The sequence below is a fragment of the Mesorhizobium sp. B3-1-9 genome (assembly GCF_006439595.1).
GTDB lineage: Bacteria > Pseudomonadota > Alphaproteobacteria > Rhizobiales > Rhizobiaceae > Mesorhizobium.
In genome coordinates this window covers 1-19467 of sequence record NZ_VFTJ01000016.1, presented here as the reverse complement: position 1 = coordinate 19467, position 19467 = coordinate 1, and the positions used below count along the sequence as shown (strand labels likewise).

26 protein-coding genes and 1 other RNA gene are annotated in these 19467 nt (G+C 63.0%); 15 read left to right on the top strand and 12 right to left on the bottom strand.

What is annotated here, in order from left to right:
* Window positions 1-19: 19 nt before the first annotated feature.
* The 3 genes from FJW07_RS23435 to FJW07_RS23425 all read left to right on the top strand — a co-directional run bounded on the left by FJW07_RS23435 (window position 20) and on the right by FJW07_RS23425 (window position 2852).
* Complete coding sequence (locus FJW07_RS23435; protein ID WP_140645871.1) at window positions 20-1042, top strand: MotA/TolQ/ExbB proton channel family protein; 1023 nt, start codon at window positions 20-22, stop codon at window positions 1040-1042.
* Window position 1043: 1 nt separating this feature from the next.
* Window positions 1044-2072, top strand: coding sequence for a peptidoglycan -binding protein (locus FJW07_RS23430; protein ID WP_140858935.1), 1029 nt, complete (start codon window positions 1044-1046; stop codon window positions 2070-2072).
* Window positions 2073-2426: 354 nt separating this feature from the next.
* Window positions 2427-2852 carry a hypothetical protein gene (locus tag FJW07_RS23425; protein WP_140645873.1) on the top strand — a complete coding sequence of 142 codons (426 nt, stop codon included), beginning with the start codon at window positions 2427-2429 and terminating at the stop codon, window positions 2850-2852.
* A 106-nt stretch (window positions 2853-2958) separates the two neighbouring features.
* On the opposite strand, the gene FJW07_RS23420 is transcribed toward FJW07_RS23425, so the two are convergent.
* Window positions 2959-3312 (bottom strand): DUF1304 domain-containing protein, encoded by a 354-nt coding sequence (locus tag FJW07_RS23420; RefSeq protein WP_140704526.1) that lies wholly within the window; start codon window positions 3310-3312, stop codon window positions 2959-2961.
* A 148-nt stretch (window positions 3313-3460) separates the two neighbouring features.
* Between FJW07_RS23420 and FJW07_RS23415 the strand changes: the two genes are divergently transcribed.
* The 3 genes from FJW07_RS23415 (at window position 3461) to FJW07_RS23405 (ending at window position 5753) form a co-directional block, all read left to right on the top strand.
* Complete coding sequence (locus tag FJW07_RS23415) at window positions 3461-4948, top strand: carboxypeptidase M32 (RefSeq protein ID WP_140858934.1); 1488 nt, start codon at window positions 3461-3463, stop codon at window positions 4946-4948.
* A 98-nt stretch (window positions 4949-5046) separates the two neighbouring features.
* Complete coding sequence (locus FJW07_RS23410) at window positions 5047-5325, top strand: hypothetical protein (protein WP_140858933.1); 279 nt, start codon at window positions 5047-5049, stop codon at window positions 5323-5325.
* Window positions 5322-5753 carry a type II toxin-antitoxin system VapC family toxin gene (locus FJW07_RS23405; protein ID WP_140858932.1) on the top strand — a complete coding sequence of 144 codons (432 nt, stop codon included), beginning with the start codon at window positions 5322-5324 and terminating at the stop codon, window positions 5751-5753. Before FJW07_RS23410 ends, FJW07_RS23405 begins: the two co-directional genes overlap by 4 nt.
* A gap of 8 nt (window positions 5754-5761) precedes the next feature.
* Here the strand turns inward: FJW07_RS23405 and FJW07_RS23400 are convergent, their stop codons facing one another.
* Complete coding sequence (locus FJW07_RS23400; RefSeq protein WP_140858931.1) at window positions 5762-7564, bottom strand: ABC transporter transmembrane domain-containing protein; 1803 nt, start codon at window positions 7562-7564, stop codon at window positions 5762-5764.
* Between the two features lie 206 nt (window positions 7565-7770).
* Here FJW07_RS23400 and rpmE point away from each other — a divergent pair, with 206 nt between their 5' ends.
* Window positions 7771-7992 carry a 50S ribosomal protein L31 gene (rpmE, locus tag FJW07_RS23395; protein ID WP_027166741.1) on the top strand — a complete coding sequence of 74 codons (222 nt, stop codon included), beginning with the start codon at window positions 7771-7773 and terminating at the stop codon, window positions 7990-7992.
* A gap of 324 nt (window positions 7993-8316) precedes the next feature.
* Here the strand turns inward: rpmE and FJW07_RS23390 are convergent, their stop codons facing one another.
* Window positions 8317-8958, bottom strand: a complete 642-nt coding sequence (locus FJW07_RS23390) for a TetR/AcrR family transcriptional regulator (protein WP_140654865.1) — start codon at window positions 8956-8958, stop codon at window positions 8317-8319.
* Between the two features lie 128 nt (window positions 8959-9086).
* Between FJW07_RS23390 and FJW07_RS23385 the strand changes: the two genes are divergently transcribed.
* The gene (locus FJW07_RS23385) at window positions 9087-9563 is read left to right on the top strand and encodes a DUF1772 domain-containing protein (RefSeq protein WP_140858930.1); all 477 of its coding nucleotides are present in this window, start codon (window positions 9087-9089) and stop codon (window positions 9561-9563) included.
* A 33-nt stretch (window positions 9564-9596) separates the two neighbouring features.
* On the opposite strand, the gene FJW07_RS23380 is transcribed toward FJW07_RS23385, so the two are convergent.
* The 3 genes from FJW07_RS23380 to FJW07_RS23370 form a co-directional block, all read right to left on the bottom strand.
* Complete coding sequence (locus tag FJW07_RS23380; protein ID WP_140858929.1) at window positions 9597-9905, bottom strand: SelT/SelW/SelH family protein; 309 nt, start codon at window positions 9903-9905, stop codon at window positions 9597-9599.
* Between the two features lie 11 nt (window positions 9906-9916).
* Window positions 9917-10666: a YebC/PmpR family DNA-binding transcriptional regulator gene (locus FJW07_RS23375; protein WP_140654856.1), complete on the bottom strand. Its 750-nt coding sequence runs from the start codon at window positions 10664-10666 to the stop codon at window positions 9917-9919.
* Between the two features lie 204 nt (window positions 10667-10870).
* Window positions 10871-11194, bottom strand: coding sequence for a helix-turn-helix domain-containing protein (locus FJW07_RS23370; protein WP_140858928.1), 324 nt, complete (start codon window positions 11192-11194; stop codon window positions 10871-10873).
* A gap of 51 nt (window positions 11195-11245) precedes the next feature.
* Between FJW07_RS23370 and FJW07_RS23365 the strand changes: the two genes are divergently transcribed.
* Genes FJW07_RS23365 through FJW07_RS23355 form a run of 3 tightly spaced genes read left to right on the top strand, consistent with a single transcriptional unit; the run spans window position 11246 to window position 12645 of the window.
* Window positions 11246-11728 (top strand): SRPBCC domain-containing protein, encoded by a 483-nt coding sequence (locus FJW07_RS23365; protein ID WP_140858927.1) that lies wholly within the window; start codon window positions 11246-11248, stop codon window positions 11726-11728.
* Window positions 11729-11771: 43 nt separating this feature from the next.
* The gene (locus FJW07_RS23360) at window positions 11772-12164 is read left to right on the top strand and encodes a VOC family protein (protein WP_140858926.1); all 393 of its coding nucleotides are present in this window, start codon (window positions 11772-11774) and stop codon (window positions 12162-12164) included.
* Window positions 12165-12180: 16 nt separating this feature from the next.
* On the top strand, window positions 12181-12645 hold the full coding sequence (locus FJW07_RS23355) for an SRPBCC family protein (protein WP_140858925.1): 465 nt from the start codon (window positions 12181-12183) through the stop codon (window positions 12643-12645).
* Here the strand turns inward: FJW07_RS23355 and FJW07_RS23350 are convergent.
* From FJW07_RS23350 to ssrS, 6 genes are all read right to left on the bottom strand, one after another.
* Window positions 12642-13406 carry a TerC family protein gene (locus FJW07_RS23350; RefSeq protein WP_140858924.1) on the bottom strand — a complete coding sequence of 255 codons (765 nt, stop codon included), beginning with the start codon at window positions 13404-13406 and terminating at the stop codon, window positions 12642-12644. The genes FJW07_RS23355 and FJW07_RS23350 overlap by 4 nt on opposite strands.
* Before the next feature lie 70 nt (window positions 13407-13476).
* Window positions 13477-14301, bottom strand: a complete 825-nt coding sequence (locus FJW07_RS23345; protein WP_140646555.1) for a YmdB family metallophosphoesterase — start codon at window positions 14299-14301, stop codon at window positions 13477-13479.
* Window positions 14298-14585: a helix-turn-helix domain-containing protein gene (locus FJW07_RS23340; RefSeq protein WP_140693509.1), complete on the bottom strand. Its 288-nt coding sequence runs from the start codon at window positions 14583-14585 to the stop codon at window positions 14298-14300. The genes FJW07_RS23345 and FJW07_RS23340 overlap by 4 nt, the downstream gene beginning before the upstream one ends.
* 25 nt (window positions 14586-14610) lie before the next feature.
* The gene (locus FJW07_RS23335; RefSeq protein ID WP_140858923.1) at window positions 14611-14892 is read right to left on the bottom strand and encodes a BrnT family toxin; all 282 of its coding nucleotides are present in this window, start codon (window positions 14890-14892) and stop codon (window positions 14611-14613) included.
* 46 nt (window positions 14893-14938) lie between these two features.
* Complete coding sequence (locus FJW07_RS23330; protein WP_140858922.1) at window positions 14939-15520, bottom strand: 5-formyltetrahydrofolate cyclo-ligase; 582 nt, start codon at window positions 15518-15520, stop codon at window positions 14939-14941.
* A 144-nt stretch (window positions 15521-15664) separates the two neighbouring features.
* Window positions 15665-15820, bottom strand: a non-coding RNA gene (ssrS, locus tag FJW07_RS23325) — 6S RNA.
* Window positions 15821-15982: 162 nt separating this feature from the next.
* Here ssrS and FJW07_RS23320 point away from each other — a divergent pair.
* The 4 genes from FJW07_RS23320 (at window position 15983) to msrB (ending at window position 19338) form a co-directional block, all read left to right on the top strand.
* A complete protein-coding gene (locus FJW07_RS23320; protein ID WP_140858921.1) occupies window positions 15983-16822 on the top strand; it encodes a MoxR family ATPase in 840 nt (279 codons plus the stop codon).
* 88 nt (window positions 16823-16910) lie between these two features.
* Entirely contained in the window at window positions 16911-17357 is a 447-nt protein-coding gene (locus FJW07_RS23315) for a GNAT family N-acetyltransferase (RefSeq protein WP_140646551.1), read from the top strand.
* Between the two features lie 292 nt (window positions 17358-17649).
* Window positions 17650-18840 (top strand): VWA domain-containing protein, encoded by a 1191-nt coding sequence (locus FJW07_RS23305; protein WP_140858919.1) that lies wholly within the window; start codon window positions 17650-17652, stop codon window positions 18838-18840.
* Window positions 18841-18933: 93 nt separating this feature from the next.
* Complete coding sequence (gene msrB, locus FJW07_RS23300; RefSeq protein ID WP_140858918.1) at window positions 18934-19338, top strand: peptide-methionine (R)-S-oxide reductase MsrB; 405 nt, start codon at window positions 18934-18936, stop codon at window positions 19336-19338.
* Window positions 19339-19467 lie beyond the last annotated feature (129 nt).

The window sequence follows — 19467 nt, the reverse complement described above, 5'->3', positions numbered from 1 at the left end:
CATCGGAAACGGGGCACGGATGGCTTTTCTCAGATCCTTCGGCAGGCGATCGGACGTCCTGGTCTATGATCCGCACAAGCTGTCGAGCCCGCAGGTCTTCCTGCTCACCATGGTGATCTTCCTGATCATCGTCGCTTTCATCGCCGCCATCCTCACCCGCCAGATCTCGACCGCCTTCTCCTCTAATCCGGGCCTCAACGGACTGATCGTCGGCGTGCTTGTGGTGGGCATCCTGCTCGCTTTTGCCCAGGTCGGGCGGCTGTTCCGCGAGGTGCGCTGGGTCAATTCCTTCCGCGCCGGCTCCGAAACCACCGAGCCGGTGCTTTTGGCGCCGATGAAGGCGATGATCGGCCGCTCGTCGACGATCGCGTTTTCGACCTCCTCGATGCGCACGATGCTGGATTCCATCGCCACCCGCCTCGACGAGAGCCGCGACACCTCGCGCTATCTGGTCGGCCTGCTTGTGTTCCTCGGCCTGCTCGGCACCTTCTGGGGCCTGCTCAACACCATCGCCTCGATCCGCGAGACGATCGAGGCGCTGGACCCGGGCACCGGCGATGCCGCCGCCGTACTCGACGCGCTCAAGCAGGGCCTGTCGGCGCCGCTCGCCGGCATGGGCACCGCGTTCTCGTCCTCGCTGTTCGGCCTTTCCGGCTCGCTGGTGCTCGGCTTCCTCGACCTGCAGGCCGGCCGCGCCCAGACCCGCTTCTACACCGAGCTCGAAAACTGGCTGTCTTCGGTCACCGATCTGTCATCGGACATCGTCGTGTCCGAGACGTCGAAAACAGCCGAATCCTCCGAGGACATCCGCCTGCTGTCGGAGCGGCTGCGCAGCCTGCAGGAGAATGGCGGCGGCTCCAATCCGCGCGTCGCCACCGCCATGGCCAATCTTGCCGACGGCATCTCGGGGCTGGTGAAGAACATGCGCTCCGAGCAGCAGATCATGCGCGACTGGGTCGAAGCCCAGTCCGACGAGCAAAAGGCCATGCGCAACACGCTGGAAAAAATCGCCGACGCGCTGAAGAAGCAAGGGGTCCACTGACGTGGCGCTGGCAAGACGGCGCGCCGACCGCCGCATCGACTACTGGCCGGGCTTCGTCGATGCCTTGTCGACGCTGCTCTTGGCGATCATGTTCCTGCTCACCGTCTTCGTGCTGGCGCAGTTCCTGCTCAGCCGCGAGATCTCCGGCAAGGACACGGTGCTCAACCGCCTCAACTCGCAGATCAACGAGCTGACCCAGTTGCTCGCGCTGGAACGCACGAACAGCCAGGACAAGGAAGATTCGCTCGCCAACCTGCAGGCGTCGCTGTCGGCGGCGCAGGCTGAAAAGAGCCGCCTCGAGCAATTGCTGGCGCAGGGCGCCGGCGCCGGCGACGCGGCCAGCAAGCGCGCCGACCAGCTGTCCGGCGAACTCGGCAACCAGCGCCAGATAAGCCAGCAGGCGCTGAGCCGAGTCGAGATCCTCAACCAGCAGATCGCCGCCCTGCGCAAGCAGATCGGCGCGCTGGAAGACGCGCTCAACGTCTCCGAGCAGCGCGACCGCGTCTCCAACACCAAGATCGCCGATCTGGGCCGCCGCCTGAATGTCGCGCTGGCGCAGCGCGTCCAGGAACTCAACCGCTACCGTTCCGATTTCTTCGGCCGGCTGCGCGAAATCCTCGCCGACCGCGAGAACATCCGCATTGTCGGCGACCGTTTCGTCTTCCAGTCGGAGGTGCTGTTTCCGACCGGCTCCGACGTGATCAACGACGCCGGCAAGGTCGAGATGAAGAAGCTCGCCGACGCCATCATCGAATTGCAGAAGGAAATCCCGCCCGAGATCAGCTGGGTGCTGCGCGTCGACGGCCATACCGACAACCAGCCGCTCTCCGGCACTGGCCGCTACCGCGACAATTGGGAATTGTCGACCGCGCGCGCGACGTCCGTCGTGAAGTTCCTGATCGAGAACGGCGTGCCGGCCAACCGGCTGGTGGCCGCCGGCTTCGGCGAATTCCAGCCGCTCGACCCGGCCGACACCGACGAGGCGCGCAGCAAGAACCGCCGCATTGAACTGAAGCTCACCGAACGGTGATTTGAAGCATGTCTCCCGAAAGTGGGGACCGGTTTCGGGACAAAGACATGCGTAGAATCAAAGCCCTAAAGCGCACGGAGCGTATCTGAAGATCGCGACGCACTTTAGGATCACGCAAAGTCACGGGAAGTTGTTTGTCGGCTGAATACTTAGCGCGCCAAGTTCCGGCGGCAAGGCCTGAAAACATTATCTTTTTTTAATTACACATCGCGAATCGACGCACCTAACTTGCCGCGCAGGGCCGGGGTCCCGCCGGCGATGCCTCCCATCGCGACGCGACGGAACCGGACGGCCCGGAAGGTTGGAAGGCGACGCGGCGCGGCCGCTCCCTTCCTGGTAGAAGGATGCGCCGCCATGCGCGCTTCAACATCTCTCAAGACTGCAATCCTCGCTGCGGTTCTGATCGCGGCCCCGCTCGCCGGCGCCTATGCGGCCGGGCACCACAAGGGACTTCTCGATGCGACCCCTCCAGCCAATTTCATCGGCCCGCGTGTGACCAGCCTGATCGATCAGATCCAGGGCGTGGATCAGGGCATCACCGATGCCCGGCAGGCAAACAACATTTCGGCTTCGGAAGCGCACCGACTGCACATGCGCGCCGCGCATATCAGCCAGGCCGCGGAGCATGTCGCGGCCTCGGATCACGGCAGGATACCGTCCGCGCAATATCATGAGATGCTGCGGCGCCTCGACAATGTCGACCAGAGGCTGATGAACGACACCGGCAGCGGCTTCATGGTGGGCGACGGCGACGGCGGCGGCAATTACCCGAACGGCTGAAGCGGTCCGCCATTTCAAGGAGACGGCCGGCACACAGGAAGGGACCAACTGGCGCCCGCGGGACCTGGCCCCGAGGGCGTCCTTTTTGGATCGCGTCCTGCTTCGATTACACGCCGAGCCAAAGCGCGATGATGGCGAGCACCGCCGGCACAGTCTGGATGAAGAGTGTCTTGCGGCCGACGGTCGCCGCGCCGTAGAGGCCGGCAATAGCGACGCAGATGAGGAAGAACATCTTGATCTGGAATCCGCCGGCGCCGAGATAGAGTCCCCAGATCAGGCCGGCGGCGAGAAAGCCGTTATAGAGTCCCTGATTTGCGGCAAGCACCTTCGAGGCGCTGGCGAATTCCGTCGTCAGCTTGAACGCCTTGTGGCCGCGCGGCGTGTCCCACAACACCATCTCAAGGTAGACGATATAGCAGTGGATCAGCGCCACCAGCCCGACCAGGATATTGCCGATCATTGTTCCCCACCGCTCGTTCGGACAAGCATTGACCACACGTCGACGCCGCCGCGCAAGATAGGTTGACCCCGGCCTCGCCGAGCAGGGTTGCCAAGCTTCGCGCCTTGGTATCTTTTTCGCGCCAGCCCATTTGCAGCCGGAACCCGCCATGTCCTTCCAGAAACTCGACCAACTCGGCCACAAGCTCGAAGCGCTGGAGCATGCTTTAGCCATCCTCGGCGCCGACGAGGCGACGCATATGGCGGTCGGCGGCGGCGAGAAGCGCGCCGAGGCGATGTCCTCGCTTGCCGGCATGCTGCACGCCCAGGCGACCGCGCCGGAGATCGGTGACTGGATCGCGGCCGCCGAAGCCGAGCCGCTGAGCGAAGAGCAGCAGGCGGCGGTCAGGGAGTTGCGCCGCCAATACACCAACCTCACCTGCCTGCCTGTCGAATTCGTCGAGCGCCAGACGGTGGCGCGCATGCGTTCCGAACAACTCTGGCGCGACCTGCGCGCCAAGAACGACTGGGCCGGCTTCCTGCCGGCGCTGGAAGGCGTCGTGACCCTGGTGCGAGAGGAAGCGGCGCTGCGCGCCGACGCCCTCGGCCTCGCCCCCTATGATGCGCTGATGGAGCAGTATGATCCCGGCAACCGCGCCGCCGACATCACGCCGGTGTTTGCCGAGCTGAAGGCCTTTCTCAAGGATTTCCTGCCGCGTGCGCTGGCCATGCAGGAAGCGCGGCTGGCAAAACATCCGTTGAAGCCGCTGTCGGGCACCTATGCCGTCGACCGCCAGCGCGAGCTCGGCCTTGCCATGATGGCGGCCGTCGGCTTCGACCTCACCCATGGCTCGCTGTCGGTGTCGCACCATCCCTTCTGCGGCGGCGTGCCGACCGACGTGCGCATCACCACCCGCTACAAGACCTCCGACTTCCTGTCGGCACTGATGGGCGTGCTGCACGAGACCGGCCACGCGCTTTACGAGCAGAACCTGCCGAAAGCCTGGTCGCATTGGTCGCTCGGCAAGGCGCGCGGCATGGCCGTGCATGAGAGCCAGAGCCTGTTCGTCGAAAAGCAGATCGGCCGCAACCCGGCGTTCTGGCGCTGGGCGTTGCCGGTGGTCGTAAAACACCTCGGCGAAGCCTGGTCGCTCGACGACATCATGCCGCATGTCCACCATGTCGAGCGCGGCCTGATCCGCGTCGATGCCGACGAGGTCACCTATCCGCTGCATGTCATCCTGCGCTACGAGCTCGAGCAGGAACTCGTGTCCGGCCGGCTGGAGGTCGCCGACCTGCCGGAGGCATGGGACGCCAAGATGCGCGACTATCTCGGCCTCTCGACCATCGACAACCCGGCCGACGGGCCGATGCAGGACGTGCATTGGCCGGGCGCCGCCTTCGGCTATTTCCCCTCCTACACGCTAGGCGCCATGATGGCGGCGCAGCAATGGGCGGCCCTGACCAGGGAGCACCCCTCAGCCGACGAGGACCTCGCCAAGGGCGATTTCAGCGCCGTCAACGAATGGCGTCGCGCAAAGATCTGGTCGCAGGGCTCGCGCTGGTCGACGCCGGACCTGCTCGAGCGCGCCACCGGCGAGAAGCTCAACGCCGCTTATTTCACCGAGCACCTGCGCAGACGCTACGGAACTGCATAAGTCGGCGGGTCGTTACCACGTCAGAGAACTAGAATGAGCTCATCGCCCATTTGCGTACGATTTCGTGCTGCTATATCTTATGACCACGAGGTGCGCAGATGAACGCTTCAGGTCCTAAGGAACGCGCTACGTTTTCTATCGACAGCGCGGTCAAGGAGACGCTCGAGAACCAAGTTCCGAAAAACAAGCGATCCCGTTTCGTCGAGGAGGCAATCGCAAAGGCATTGAAAGATGCCGCAAAGGAGCGCGCTTTAAAGATGATCCGGGAATTGAAACCGGGCTCGACAGGCGGCGAAAGCTTGACCGACGTGCTGCGTAGAATTCGCCAGGAGATGGACGGCCGACCAGAGGACATCCTCGAAGGCCGGAAAAAGTGATTATTGTCGACGCGTCGATTTTCATCAAACTCTTTCGGGACGAGGATGGTAGCGAACAGGCGCGAAACCTGTTCGCGAAAAACATCGCAGACGGTCGCGCCATGGCCGCCCCCAGCATCTTACTTTACGAGTCACTATCTGCCGCGCTTCACTATGAGCAATCCTTCGTTATGGTCGCAACGCTGATCGCCGGGCTGCGGGAAGGCGGTTTCCAGCTTCTGGAACCGGACATGGGCGAGCTGGCCAAAACGCAGGAAATCGCGACGCAGCTGAGCCCTGCCGGCGGCTATCCAACGCTCAACGACTGCGTTTACTACGCCATGGCAATCAATCGCGCCGCAACATTGGTGACAGCCGACCAGCGCCATTTTGCCAAAACGAAACATTTAGGCAGCATTGTGCTTCTCGCCGATTGGCGAGCGCCCTAAGATTTGCTCTACTCCGCCGCGCCTCTGAAGGCGCTGGCTCCGGTCTCGAACTGCAGCTTGGCGAGCCGCGCATAGGTGCCGCCCTTGGCGACCAGGCTCTGATGCGTGCCTTCCTCGACGATGCGCCCGCCATCCATGACCAGGATGCGGTCGGCCTTGAGCACCGTCGCCAGCCGGTGCGCGATGACGATGGTGGTGCGGCCGCGCATCAGCCGCTCCAGCGCCCTTTGCACCAGCGTCTCGCTCTCGGCGTCAAGCGCCGAGGTCGCTTCGTCGAGCAGAAGGATCGGCGCGTCGCGCAGGATGGCGCGGGCGATCGCGATGCGCTGGCGCTGCCCGCCGGACAGCGTCACGCCGCGCTCGCCGACCTGGCTGTCATAGCCCTTGTCGAGCCTGGCGATGAATTCGTCGGCAAGGGCAGCCTTGGCCGCGGCCTCGATCTCGGCGTCGCTGGCGCCCTGCCTGCCGAAGCCGATATTGTCGCGAACGCTCGCGGCGAAGATGGTGACGTCCTGCGGCACGATCGCGATCCTCTGCCGGACAGCCGCCGGATCGGCCTCGCGCACGTCGACGCCGTCGAGGACGACGCGGCCGCTCTCGGGATCGTAGAAGCGCAGGATCAGCGAGAAGACGGTGCTTTTTCCGGCGCCCGAAGGCCCGACGATCGCCACCGTCTCGCCGGGCTTCACCTGGAAGCTCAGGCCATGCACGGCGGCGCGGTCCGGCCGCGCCGGATAAGAGAAGGAGACGTCGTCGAAGCTGATCGCGCCCTTGGCCGTGGCCGGCAACGGAACGGGGTCGGCAGGCCGCTGGATCGCCGGCGTCTCGGCCAGGATCTCGGTCAGCCGCTCTGCGGCGCCCGCCGCCTGCGACAGCTCGCTCCACACCTCCGACAACGCGCCGAGCGCGCCGGCGGCAAACACCGAGTAGAGCAGGAACTGGCCGAGCGTGCCGGCCGACAGCGTGCCGGCAAGCACGTCGCGCGAGCCGAACCACAGCACCGCGACCACCGAGGAAAAGATCATGAAGATGGCAAAGAAGGTCAGGAACGAGCGCGCGAACACCGAGGCCCGCGCCGCCTCGAAGGCAGCGTCGACCGCCGCGGCGAAGCGGCCGGTCACCAGCTTCTCGTTGGAGAAGGCCTGCAGCGTGCGCACGGCGCCGATCTGCTCGCTGGCATAGGCGGTGGCCTCGGCGAGCGTGTCCTGCGCTTGCCGGGACTTGCGGCGCACCGAGTGGCCGAAGGCGACGAGCGGCAGCACGATCACCGGAATGGCCGCGATCACCAGGCCGGAGAGTTTCGGGCTAGTGACGACCATCATCGCCACCGCGCCGAGGCCGAGGATGACGTTGCGCAGCGCGACCGAGGCGGTGGCGCCGACCGCCGACTTAACCTGCGTGGTGTCGGCTGCAAGCCGCGACACGATCTCGCCCGAATGCGAACGATCGAAAAAGGCGGGCGAAAGTGTCGTGACATGGGAGAAAACGTCGCGGCGGATGTCGGCGACGACCCGTTCGCCGAGCGTGATGACGAAATAGTAGCGGCTGGCCGAGGCCGCTGCGAGCAGCGCGGCCATCAGAACCAGTGCCGCGAAATACTCCGCGATGAAGGTGGAGCCCGCGGCCTGGAAACCGTGGTCGATCATGCGCCGCACGGCCATCGGCAAGGCCAGCGTCGTTACCGCCGCCACGATCAGCGAGATGATGGCACCGATGGCGAGCTTCCGGTAGCGGGTGATATAGGGAAAAAGGCTGCGGAGCGGCCGGACCGAGCGTCTGCGCTCGCTTGCGCTGCCACCGATTTCCGCCATGAGCGTTTCCTCTGGCCGCTTGCCGGCACCGCGCTTCAATATGCGCTCGCCGCGGCCTTGTGATTCAATTCCGGCTGATGTATAGGCTCGCCGACCGTTTTAGAAGCCGTGGCTTTTCATTAGCTGCGGCTTCGAGTTTTAAAAAGGGGCGCATCGACGCAGGCCTTTAGGCCCGTCAGCAGCGCCGGCAGCCAGGAAACACGACAATGAAGGCCGATATTCATCCCGACTACCACACCATCAAGGTCGTCATGACCGATGGCACCGAATACCAGACCCGCTCGACCTGGGGCAAGGAAGGCGACACGATGAACCTCGACATCGACCCGACCACGCACCCGGCCTGGACCGGCGGCCAGCAGACCCTGCTCGACCGCGGCGGCCGCCTGTCGAAGTTCAAGAAGCGTTTCGAAGGCTTCGGCCTCTAAGCCGGACACATCGGCAGACTTTGAAAACCCGCCTTCGAGGCGGGTTTTTTGTTGGCCGCATTTCTTCCTTCTCCCCGTTCTACGGGGAGAAGGTGCCCGAAGGGCGGATGAGGGGCAGCGCTAGCCTCGGCGATTGGCCGGCCAAGGTGCGAGAAATTCAGAATTCGATGACAGTGCGCTTTTTCGACGACGCCAATGTCATAGGTCGGCGCCGCCCCTCACCTGCCTGCCGGCATCCTCTCCCCGTATAGTGACGGGGAGAGGGGCGCTCTCGCCGGCGATTTCGCCAATCGCCGACGCTGTGGGAAAGCGCCTGGGTTGTACCTACTCCCCCACAAACTCCCTAAGCGCCATGCGCTTGTAGGCCGCGACAAGCCTGTCGCCCTCGTCCCGCTCGACGGAGATCGCCAGCCGCACCGCGGCCTCGCCCATCTGCCAGACGAGGAACGCCGTCGTTTCCAGCTCCACTGGATCGGCATGGGGGCGCAGCCGCTTCAGCACCGCGACCAAAAATTCGGCATTGGCCCGGCTGTCGGCGAGTTCCAGTTCGCGCAACGCCTTGTCGGCCTGCGTACCCGACCAGATGTCGCGCATCACCGGCTCGGCCAGGAGCAACTGATAGTAGATGTCCACCAGCTCCGAAAACGCCCGTTTCATTCCCTCGGCATCGCGGACATCCTTGAGCGCCGTCGCAATGCAGGCCTGGCTTTCGGCGGTGTAGCGCTCGGCAAGCGCCCAGACGATCGCCCGCTTGTCCGGGAAAAACTGGTAGAGCGAGCCGATCGACACCCCAGCCCTTTCCGCCACCTCGCCCATGCGCATGGCATCGCTGCCTTGCTCGGCAATCAGCGCCGAGGCGGCCGCAAGCATGCGCTCGACCCGCTCGCGGCTGCGCTGCTGCGTAGGCGACCGGCGCGGTGAAGCAATAGCCGCCTGGTCCGGCTTGGCGGTAACTTTTTCATCCATGGCTCTGTCCGGGCGATTTCTCGAAAACTGGCTTGACTCACAAAATACGAGGGTTTATCACGTTTTGCAAATGTGAGGATTACTCGTATTTTGGAATCGAGCAAAACCCGGCATCTGGAGCAACTGAGATGATGAACCTTCTTCCCACTCTCACCTTCATCGCCGCGATCGGCTCGGGCGTCGTCGGCGGCGTCTTCTTTGCCTTCTCGAATTTCGTCATGGCGGCCCTTGCCCGACTGCCCGTCCCGAGCGGCATCGCCGCGATGAATTCGATCAACATCACGGTGATCACCCCGACCTTCATGACGGCGCTGTTCGGCACCGGCCTCATCTGCCTGGTGCTGATTGCCGGCGTTTTCTTCGGCTGGAGCCAGTCGGGCTCGTACTGGCTGCTTGCCGGCGCGGTGCTCTATTTCGTGGGCAATCCGATCGTGACCATGATCTTCAACGTGCCGCTCAACGACGCACTCGCCGCCGTCGATCCTGCGAGCGCCAACGGCGCCGCCGTGTGGGCGAACCATCTGAATGAGTGGGTGATGTGGAATCACGTCCGCACCATCACCGCCATCGCGGCAATGGCCTGCTTCATCATGGCATTGACCTGAAGACAGCAACCCGCGAATGCAAAAGACCCCGGCTCAGGCGGAGTCTTTTTTATGATCCTTGCGATCGGCGTGGCCGAGGTCACGCTCTGGGTCGATGACGTCGCGGACCAGTTGCTTGAGCTTTGCAGCATCCGGAAAACCGCCGTCGCGCTTGCGCTCCCAGATGAGCACGTCGTTGCACGAAATGGTGAAGATACCGCCAGTTCCCGGCACCAGCACCACCTCGCCGAGATCGGTGCCGAAGGTCGAGAGCAGCTCCTGCGCCATCCAGCCGGCCCGCAACAGCCACTGGCACTGCGTGCAGTAGGTGATGCGAATGGTGGGAAGCGGCTTCTCGCTCATGGCGACTTGCCTCAGGCCGCGCTGAGCTTGGCCATGGTCTCGTCGTCGACCTCGAAATTGGCGTAGACGCTCTGCACGTCGTCGTCGTCCTCGAGGGTGGCGACCAGCTTCATCAGCGATTGCGCCCGCTCTTCGTCGACCGGAACGTTGTTCTGCGGCTGCCAGATCGGCTTTACCGATTCCGCTTCGCCGAGCGAGGCTTCCAGCGCCTTGGACACGTCGCCGAGGTTTTCGAAGGCGCAATAGATGGTGTGGCCTTCCTCGTCGGACTCGACGTCATCCGCGCCGGCTTCGATCGCCGCTTCCATGACCTTGTCGGCGCTGCCGGCCGAGGCCGGATAGTAGATCTCGCCGACGCGGTTCCACATGAACGACACCGAGCCGGTTTCGCCGAGCGCTCCGCCGGCCTTGGTGAAGGCGGCGCGCACATTGGAGGCCGAGCGGTTGCGGTTGTCGGTCAGCGCCTCGACGATCAGCGCGACGCCGCCGGGACCGTAACCTTCATAACGCACCGCCTCGTAGTTTTCGGCATCGCCCATCGACGCCTTGTTGATGGCGCGCTGGATGTTGTCCTTCGGCATCGACACCGCCTTGGCGTTCTGCACGGCGAGGCGCAGGCGCGGGTTCATCGATACATCGGGCGTCCCGCTCTTGGCGGCGACGGTGATTTCACGCGCCAGCTTGGAAAACATTTTCGACCGCACCGCGTCCTGGCGGCCCTTGCGGTGCATGATGTTCTTGAACTGCGAATGGCCAGCCATGGCACCCCTGTCGTGTTCGGCTAGAGCATCTCGAAGCGGGGTGTCATCACCTCGTCTTCGGCAAAATGCTCGAATTCAATCTTTCAGAACGTCCCGGACATGCCTGCGAAGGCACGCGGCGCTCTATGTCGGAATGGCCGGCTTATAGATAAATCGGCTCAATTCGTCCAGCCGCGCCGTCACTCCGACGTTGAACCGGCCCGCTCACCCCTCCAGATCGGACTTCAACCGGTCGAGAATGCTGATGGCGTGACCGGCATACTGGCTGATCCAGCGGTCGTGGATCTGCTTGATCGGCAGCGCATTGAGATGGTTCCAGCGCTCGCGCCCCTCACGCTTGGCAACGATCAGGTCGGCCTCCTCGAGGACTTTCAGGTGCATCATCACCGTGCAGCGGTCCATGTCCGGAAAAGCCCCGCATAGCGCGCCGGTGGTCTGCGGCTGGTCCTTCAGCCGATCCAGCAATTCGCGCCGGCGCGGATGCGCCAAGGCCTTGAAAACATGATCGTCCACGGTTTCGCTTGACATGTTATGTTTCTATAACATATCGTTTTGGCAAGCAAGGAAGGAGCTGTGGATATGTCGCTTGGATTCAGGATTTCCGGACGCATCGGCAAACCGGTCGCCGAGGTCTTCGACGCCGTCGTCAACCCGACGAAGCTCAGCGGTTATTTCACCACCATTGGCGGCGCTTCCGCTCCGCTTGTCGCCGGCACGACCGTCACCTGGTGGAAGATGGTGCCGGTGGAGGTCGACGAAGTGACGAAGGACAAGCGCATCGTGCTGCGCTGGGACGCCACCGATGCGGACGGCAAACCCGCCTACAAGACCCGCATCGAGATGAATTTCGAGCCGCTGGAGGACGGCGGCACCTTCGTCACCATCGCAGAGCAAGGCTGGCGCGAAGGCGAGGTCGGCCTGAAGAAGTCCTACCTCAACTGCGAAGGCTGGTCGCAGATGCTCGCCTGCATGAAGGCCTATCTCGAATACGGCATCAATCTGCGCGACGGCTACTACCGCAGCGAGATGAAGGGCGAACCGGCCAACGAGACCAACATCTGAGCCTGCGTCAAGTCCCGATATCCAGCAGGAGGAGGTCGCCCCGATGACGAAAGCAACACCATTCCTGATGTTCGAGGGAAACGGCGAGGAGGCCATGACCCTCTATTGCGGGACCATTCCCGATAGCCGTGTCCTCGACATCGCGCGCTACGGTTCGGGCGAAGACGGGACGGAAGGAACGCTCAAGCTGGCGCGCGCTCTGGTCGGCGGCGTCGAGATCAGGATCTACAACAGCCCCGTCCATCACGCCTTCACGTTCACGCCGTCCTTCTCCTTCTTTGTCGACTGTTCTTCCGGGCAGGAACTGGAGCGGATCGTCGACGTTCTTTCCAAGGATGGTGGATTTCTGATGCCACCAGGCAATTACGGCTTCAGCCAGCGTTTCGCCTGGCTCAACGACCGGTTCGGCGTCTCCTGGCAGATCAATTTGCCCTGACATCGAGGAGAGTACTGTGGAATTGAAGCGCGCCCCCACCGCCGAAACCGCCATGCTGATCCGGCGGCCGGTCGCCGACGTCTTCGAGGCGATCGTCGATCCGGCGATCACCACGAAATTCTGGTTCACGCATTCGAGCGGACGACTGGACGAAGGCAAGACGGTCGAGTGGGAGTGGCGCATGTACGGGGTCTCGACCAGGGTCGAGGTCAGCGAGATCGTCCCCAACGAGAAGATCGTCATGCAATGGAGCGATCCGCCGACCACCGTCGTCTGGACCTTCACCAAAATGCCCGACGAGGCGACCTTCCTCGAAGTCCGCAATTTCGGCTTCGCCGGCTCCGCCGACGAGCAGGTCAAGCAGGCAATCGACTCGACCGGCGGCTTCTCTCTTGTGCTCGCCGGAGCCAAGGCATGGCTGGAACAGGGCCTGACGCTCGGCCTGATCGGCGACCGTCACCCGAAGGGCATTTTGGCCTAATGCCCGCCGCCCGACCCCTGCTTCTTGCGATGCCGTGCCAGCATGTTGAGGCCCTCGACCAGGGCTGAAAAACCCATGGCGGCGTAGATGTAGCCCTTGGGCACATGGTAGCCCATGCCGTCGGCGATCAGCGTCATGCCGATCATCAACAGGAAGCCCAGCGCCAGCATGACGATAGAGGGGTTCTTGGCGATGAAATTGGCGAGCGGCGTCGCCGCCAGCATCATCACACTCACCGCCACGATCACCGCGATATACATGATGGCGATCTCGTCGGTCATGCCGACGGCGGTGATGATGGAATCGATCGAGAAGACGAGGTCGAGCAGCAGGATCTGGAAGATCGCTCCGGCAAGGCTCATCTGCAGCGTGCCCACCATCGTATCCTGATGGTCCTGCGGGTCGACCGTGTGATGGATCTCCTTGGTCGCCTTCCAGACCAGGAACAGGCCGCCGGCGATCAGGATCAGGTCGCGCCAGGAAAAGCCGTGGCCGAAGGCTGTGAACACCGGCGCCGTCAGCTGCACGATGATCGAGATGGTGGCGAGCAGGACGAGGCGCATGATCAGCGCCGCCGAGATGCCGAGCCGGCGCGCGCGGGCGCGCTGCGCTTCCGGAAGCTTGTTGGTCAGGATCGAGATGAAGATCAGATTGTCGATGCCGAGCACGACCTCGAGCACCACCAGGGTCAAAAGCGCGACCCATGCGGTCGGATCGGAAACAAAGTGAAAGTGCGGCGCCAGAAATTCGACAAGCTGCATGGAGGTCGTCCCCTCTACGATCTAGAGCAGTGTTGCCGGCAATTAGGTACTCTGCGCACCTATATCAATGTCACGGCCAGAAGGACGGCGCCGTTTCTTCCAGCCGCGGCCCGCGACGAAACGGCGCGATTTTTTCGGCAAGCCCGGTGCGGTCGGAAATATCGACGCCGACGCCGCAGAGCGTCGCAGGCCCGGATGCCGCCTCGAAACGGCCCTTCGGCACCTTGGAAAGAAACCGGTTGAGCGGTTCTTCCTTGTCCATGCCGAGCGAGGAATCGTAATCGCCGCACATGCCGGCGTCCGAAATATAGGCGGTGCCGCCATTGAGGATCTGATGGTCGGCGGTTGGCTGATGCGTATGCGTGCCGACCACGAGGCTGGCGCGGCCGTCGACGAAATGCGCGAAGCACATTTTCTCCGAGGTGGCCTCTGCGTGGAAATCGACGATGACCGCATCGGCCTGCTCGCCAAGCGGACAGGCGGCCAGCTCGCGCTCGCCGGCCTGGAACGGGTCGTCGAGCTCCGGGTGCATGAAGACGCGGCCCATGATGTTGGCGACCAGCACGCGGGCGCCATTGCGGGCGATGTAGACGCCCGAGCCGCGCCCCGGCGTGCCCTTGGGGAAATTCGAAGGCCGCAGGAAGCGCTCCTCGCGCGGCGCGAAGATCAGCGCGTCGCGCTGGTCCCAGACATGGTTGCCGGTGGTGACGACATCCGCGCCCGCCGCGAGCGTCTCGCGAAAGATTTCTTCAGTTATGCCGAAGCCGCCGGCGGCGTTCTCGCCATTGACGATGACGAAATCGAGCTTGAAGTCGGAAATCAGCCCTGGCAGCTGTTCCCAAACCGCCGTGCGTCCCGTCTTGCCAACCATGTCGCCGAGGAAGAGGAGTCTCATGCGGCGCTGCGCGTACCGAGCGCCCGCGACACCGTTTCCGGCTCCTTGGCGATGACCTGCAAATAGGCCTGTGCCGCTTGGTCCGGCTCGGTTCTTCCTTGCTCCCAGTCTCTCAGCGTGCCGAGCGGAATGCGATAGCGAACCGAAAACTCCTCTTGGGTGAGATGCAAGGCCCGACGGATGACTTTGACACGCGCGACACGCGCCATGCCCGGCCGATCCGTGCCAATCGGCGGATTGTCCTTATCCGCCAGGGCGCCAGCCTCCGCCTCCGCGTCGCTCATGCTACGCAGACGCTCCCAATCGGATTCAGTTCCTGCGTGCCTGGTCATATGCTTTCTGCTCATGGCGCGTCGCCTTTCTGGCGGAGATCAGTCTTATTAGGTCGCCGCGTTCGGTGTAAACCACCGTCAGCACCAATCCATTGACGATTCCAATGCCAATGAAGCGCTCCTCTTCGTAATCCATGGAGCGATCCGAATAATGCAGAGCATGGATGTCGTCGAACAGGCGTTTGGCATCCGCAAATGCCACACCATGCTTGGCAAGATTGCTCGTCGCCTTCTGGTCGTCCCATTCGAATTCAAGCATGCCAGCCTACTGGAATTCAGTAGTATTTGCCAGATGGGCGCCCGCGTCAAGTCGCGAACCGACGCAACCCGCTCTCGGTCAGTATTTCCCCAATGATGACGTCGTGGTCTTCGTTCGGCACCAGCGGCACTTCCTGGCAGTCGAAGGCGATGCCGATCAGCCTGGGCACGATGCCCTTGTCGGCCAGCCTGGCGATGGCGCGGTCGTAATAGCCGGCGCCATAGCCTATGCGGTGACCGCGGGCGTCGAAGGCGGCGAGCGGCACCAGCATCAGCGTGGGGTCGAGCACTTCCGCCTCTTCATGCGGCCCGACGGTGCCGAACCCCATCTCGACCATCGGCGCGCCGCGCACCAGTTCGCGGAAGACGATCGTGGTCTTGTCGAGAATTGCCGGCAGGCAGAGCCTGGCGCCCTTTTCGCGCAACGCGAACATCAGCGGCCGCACATCGACCTCCGAGCGCATCGGCCAGAAGCCGGAGACGACCCGGCCGGGCTCGAAGTCGATTTTTTCCTTCGCGGTCTCGGCCATTTCAAGCGCGATTTCCACCCGCCAGAATTCGTCGAGCGCATCGCGGCGCGCCAGCGCTTCCTTGCGAAGCTGTTTTTTCAGGTCTCTGGAAGGTGACATGCGCCGAAGCTAGAAAAGGTCAGATTTGAATGGAGTTTCAGGAGCGACGTTTCTAGCGCAATTCCAGGAAAAGTGCGCAGCGGTTTTTCCGTCCGGAATTGCGCAAAACAGAGAGAAGACGCATGTCTCCCGAAAACGGGAGAGTGACGATCCACACAACCGGTGGAGAGGTCGATCCCGGGTGCCTACAAAGTAGGTGGGCGCCGTGTGAGAAAACCCACGGGTCTTCCCAGGGACAGCTCCCTAAGGATCGATAAGGCCCCGGGGATAAGTTTCTCCTGCCGGGAAGCGCAGACCGCCGGAAACAAATATAGGCCGATGGTTAGCCGAGCGCCAGTGAAACGGGCAACCATTCGCGCCTAATTCGTCTTGCAGACCATCCCGGTAGGGAGCTCTTCCGCAACCGCCCTTGCGCGGCCCGTCCAGCCTCCTTACGGTCCCGCCGCACGGACAGGAGAAAAGATGCGTTTCGAAGGCACCGCAGCCTATGTCGCCGACAAGGATCTGATGGTCGCGGTCAACGCCGCGATCGCGCTGGAACGGCCCTTGCTGGTCAAGGGCGAGCCCGGCACCGGCAAGACCGAGCTCGCCCGCCAGGTGGCATCGGCACTCAAGCTCGAGTTCATCGAATGGAACGTCAAGTCCACCACCAAGGCGCAGCAGGGCCTCTACGAATATGACGCCGTCTCGCGGCTGCGCGACAGCCAGCTCGGCGACGAGCGCTTCAACGACATCGCCAACTACATCAAGCGCGGCAAGTTGTGGGACGCCTTCGCGGCGCAAAGGAAAGTCGTGCTTTTGATCGACGAGATCGACAAGGCCGACATCGAATTCCCCAACGACCTCCTGCAGGAACTCGACCGGATGGAGTTCTTCGTCTACGAGACAGGCGAGACGATCCGCGCCGAGTTCAGGCCGATCGTCATCATCACCTCGAACAATGAGAAGGAACTGCCGGACGCCTTCCTGCGCCGCTGTTTCTTCCACTACATCCGCTTCCCCGACATAGACACGCTGCACCGCATCGTCGAGGTGCATTACCCCGGCATCAAGCAGAATCTGGTGCGGGCAGCCCTCACGCAGTTCTACGAGATCCGCGAGGTGCCGGGCCTGAAGAAGAAGCCGTCTACCTCCGAGGCGCTGGATTGGATCCGTCTGCTGGTCGCCGACGACATCGCGCCCGAGGATCTGCGCGCCGATCCGAAGAACATGCTGCCGAAGCTGCACGGCGCGCTGTTGAAGAACGAGCAGGACGTGCACCTGTTCGAGCGCCTGGCCTTTATGGCCAGACGGCAGCAGTAAGCCGGCAGCAATAGCGCTTTCCCGTCCGTGGACCGTTGCCGGCGAGCGGCCGCTGCCGCAGCTTCGGGTCAAAATGTTGGAGGAAAAAATGTCCGAGATCATCATCCGCCCGCTCGCGCAGTCCGACCACGCCGACTGGCGCCGGCTTTGGACCGACTATCTGACTTTCTACGAGACGAAGCTGCCGGAAGAGGTCTACGCGATCACCTGGAAGCGCCTGTTCACGGATGGCGAGTTCGAGCCGAAGGGTTTCATTGCCACGCTCGATGGCAAGGCCGTAGGCCTCACCCATTATCTCTATCACCGCTCCGGCTGGTCCGAGAAAAACAACTGCTACCTGCAGGACCTGTTCGCCGATCCCGAGGTGCGCGGCAAAGGCGTGGGCGCCGCGCTGATCAAAGCGGTGCAAGACGAGGCCGGCAAGATCGGGGTGAAGAACGTCTACTGGATGACGCACGAGACCAACGCCACGGCGCGCCGGCTCTATGATCATGTGGCGCGGCGGACGGGCTTCATCGAATACGATCTGCTATAAGGCAATTTGAAAGCCCGGAACGAGCTGAATGACCTGCTATGTAGGAATTTTGGACGGTACCGATGACGTCTGGGGGGTTCGGATACCCGATCTTCCGGGTTGCCATGGCGGTGGCGCGAGCCCTGACGAAGCGGTTGCCGACGCAGCGCTCGCGATCCGGGAATGGACTGAGATTCGTGTTGTGAAGCGCCTGCCCGTCCCCAGCCCACGTACATTGGCTGATCTGCTGAGATCAGGCGAAATCGACTACATCTCAGGTGAGTCCGCCGTGGTCATTGGTTAGAGATAGCCGATGTTCATCCCCTTCTTCCTCGAACTGAAGGCCGCGCGGGTTCCCGTTTCGCTCAGGGAATATCTGTCGCTGCTGGAAGGATTGGAAGCCGGGCTCGTCGATTATGACGTCGAGGCTTTCTACTACCTCGCGCGCGCGGCCCTGGTGAAGGACGAGCGCCACATCGACCGTTTCGACCAGGTGTTCGCGCATGTCTTCAAGGGTGTCGAGGCGCTCGGCGGCCCCGATGCCGTCGATGTCGTCAACATCCCGGAAGAGTGGCTGCGCCGGCTGGCCGAGAAGCATCTGACCGAGGAGGAAAAGAAGCTGGTCGAAGCGCTCGGCGGCTTCGACAAGCTGATGGAGACGCTGAAGCAGCGCCTCGAGGAACAGAAGGGCCGCCACCAGGGCGGCTCGAAATGGATCGGCACCGGCGGCACCTCGCCCTTCGGCGCCTATGGTTACAACCCCGAAGGCGTGCGCATTGGCCAGGATGAAAGCCGCCATCGTCGCGCGGTAAAAGTCTGGGACAAGCGCGAATTCAGGAATTTCGACGACACCGTCGAGCTCGGCACCCGCAACATCAAGGTGGCGCTGAAGCGGCTGCGCCGTTGGGTGCGCGAGGGCGCCGACGAGGAGTTCGACCTTCCCGGCACCATCCACGCCACCGCCGAGCACGGCTATCTCGACGTCAAAACCCGGCCCGAGCGGCGCAACGCGGTGAAGCTTTTGATGTTCTTCGATGTCGGCGGCTCGATGGACGACCATATCCGCGGCGTCGAGGAACTGTTCTCGGCCGCGCGCGCCGAGTTCCGCCAGCTCGAATATTTCTACTTCCACAACTGCCTCTACGAGCGCGTCTGGAAGGACAATCGGCGGCGGCTGGCCGAGACGATCCCGACCTTCGACCTCATCCACAAATACGGGCCCGACTACAAGGTGATCGTCGTCGGCGACGCCTCGATGAGCCCCTACGAGATCGCGCACCCAGGCGGCTCGGTCGAGCATTGGAATCCGGAGGCCGGAAGTGTGTGGCTGGCCCGCCTGTTGCGGCAATGGCCGAACGCGATCTGGCTAAACCCGGAAGCCGAGAAGAACTGGCGCTACACGCATTCGATCCAGTTGATCGGCGACATCTTCGGCGGCCGCATGTTCCCGCTGACATTGGCCGGGCTTGAGGCAGCGACAAGACAGTTGTCGCGCAAGCACTAGCTCGCTTTCACTGGCGGCGTTTGTAACAAATGCCTATGTTCCGCCGAATACCCGTTGCAAGCAACAACGAGCCGCCAAGGCCGAGGAGATTCCATGGACACCCACGCCTATCCCGTCACCCGCACCGATGCCGAGTGGCGCGCCCGGCTGACGCCGGAGCAATATGCCGTGATGCGCAACCACGGCACCGAGCGCCCCGGCAGCTGCGCCCTGCTCTACGAGAAGCGCGCCGGCACCTTCTACTGCGTCGGCTGCGACCAGCCGCTGTTCGAATCCAAGCTGAAGTTCGAGAGCGGCACCGGCTGGCCGAGCTTCAACGATCCGGTTCCGGGCTCGATCGCCACCACCGTCGACCGCAGCTACGGCATGGTCCGCACCGAATGCCATTGCGCGCGCTGCGGCAGCCATCTCGGCCATGTCTTCGAGGATGGCCCACCGCCGACCGGCCTGCGCTATTGCATCAATGGCGTGGCGCTGCGCTTCGAGCCGGCAGCCTGAAGCCTCGGGAATGACTTCGCAAAGGGCGGCCTCGGCCGCCCTTTTTCATGCTCTAGGCCGTAGTGACGATTTAAGGAATTGGGATTCCCACAGGCCGGCAAATCAGATTCAACACTGATTTTTGGGGAT

Coding starts and splice junctions, on each gene's coding strand:
- FJW07_RS23435 (WP_140645871.1), top strand. CDS start 20: ATGGCTTTTCTCAGATCCTTCGGCAGGCGATCGGACGTCCTGGTCTAT.
- FJW07_RS23425 (WP_140645873.1), top strand. CDS start 2,427: ATGCGCGCTTCAACATCTCTCAAGACTGCAATCCTCGCTGCGGTTCTG.
- FJW07_RS23420 (WP_140704526.1), bottom strand. CDS start 3,312: ATGATCGGCAATATCCTGGTCGGGCTGGTGGCGCTGATCCACTGCTAT.
- FJW07_RS23415 (WP_140858934.1), top strand. CDS start 3,461: ATGTCCTTCCAGAAACTCGACCAACTCGGCCACAAGCTCGAAGCGCTG.
- FJW07_RS23410 (WP_140858933.1), top strand. CDS start 5,047: ATGAACGCTTCAGGTCCTAAGGAACGCGCTACGTTTTCTATCGACAGC.
- FJW07_RS23400 (WP_140858931.1), bottom strand. CDS start 7,564: ATGGCGGAAATCGGTGGCAGCGCAAGCGAGCGCAGACGCTCGGTCCGG.
- rpmE (WP_027166741.1), top strand. CDS start 7,771: ATGAAGGCCGATATTCATCCCGACTACCACACCATCAAGGTCGTCATG.
- FJW07_RS23390 (WP_140654865.1), bottom strand. CDS start 8,958: ATGGATGAAAAAGTTACCGCCAAGCCGGACCAGGCGGCTATTGCTTCA.
- FJW07_RS23385 (WP_140858930.1), top strand. CDS start 9,087: ATGATGAACCTTCTTCCCACTCTCACCTTCATCGCCGCGATCGGCTCG.
- FJW07_RS23380 (WP_140858929.1), bottom strand. CDS start 9,905: ATGAGCGAGAAGCCGCTTCCCACCATTCGCATCACCTACTGCACGCAG.
- FJW07_RS23375 (WP_140654856.1), bottom strand. CDS start 10,666: ATGGCTGGCCATTCGCAGTTCAAGAACATCATGCACCGCAAGGGCCGC.
- FJW07_RS23370 (WP_140858928.1), bottom strand. CDS start 11,194: ATGTCAAGCGAAACCGTGGACGATCATGTTTTCAAGGCCTTGGCGCAT.
- FJW07_RS23365 (WP_140858927.1), top strand. CDS start 11,246: ATGTCGCTTGGATTCAGGATTTCCGGACGCATCGGCAAACCGGTCGCC.
- FJW07_RS23360 (WP_140858926.1), top strand. CDS start 11,772: ATGACGAAAGCAACACCATTCCTGATGTTCGAGGGAAACGGCGAGGAG.
- FJW07_RS23350 (WP_140858924.1), bottom strand. CDS start 13,406: ATGCAGCTTGTCGAATTTCTGGCGCCGCACTTTCACTTTGTTTCCGAT.
- FJW07_RS23345 (WP_140646555.1), bottom strand. CDS start 14,301: ATGAGACTCCTCTTCCTCGGCGACATGGTTGGCAAGACGGGACGCACG.
- FJW07_RS23340 (WP_140693509.1), bottom strand. CDS start 14,585: ATGAGCGACGCGGAGGCGGAGGCTGGCGCCCTGGCGGATAAGGACAAT.
- FJW07_RS23335 (WP_140858923.1), bottom strand. CDS start 14,892: ATGCTTGAATTCGAATGGGACGACCAGAAGGCGACGAGCAATCTTGCC.
- FJW07_RS23330 (WP_140858922.1), bottom strand. CDS start 15,520: ATGTCACCTTCCAGAGACCTGAAAAAACAGCTTCGCAAGGAAGCGCTG.
- FJW07_RS23320 (WP_140858921.1), top strand. CDS start 15,983: ATGCGTTTCGAAGGCACCGCAGCCTATGTCGCCGACAAGGATCTGATG.
- FJW07_RS23315 (WP_140646551.1), top strand. CDS start 16,911: ATGTCCGAGATCATCATCCGCCCGCTCGCGCAGTCCGACCACGCCGAC.
- FJW07_RS23305 (WP_140858919.1), top strand. CDS start 17,650: ATGTTCATCCCCTTCTTCCTCGAACTGAAGGCCGCGCGGGTTCCCGTT.
- msrB (WP_140858918.1), top strand. CDS start 18,934: ATGGACACCCACGCCTATCCCGTCACCCGCACCGATGCCGAGTGGCGC.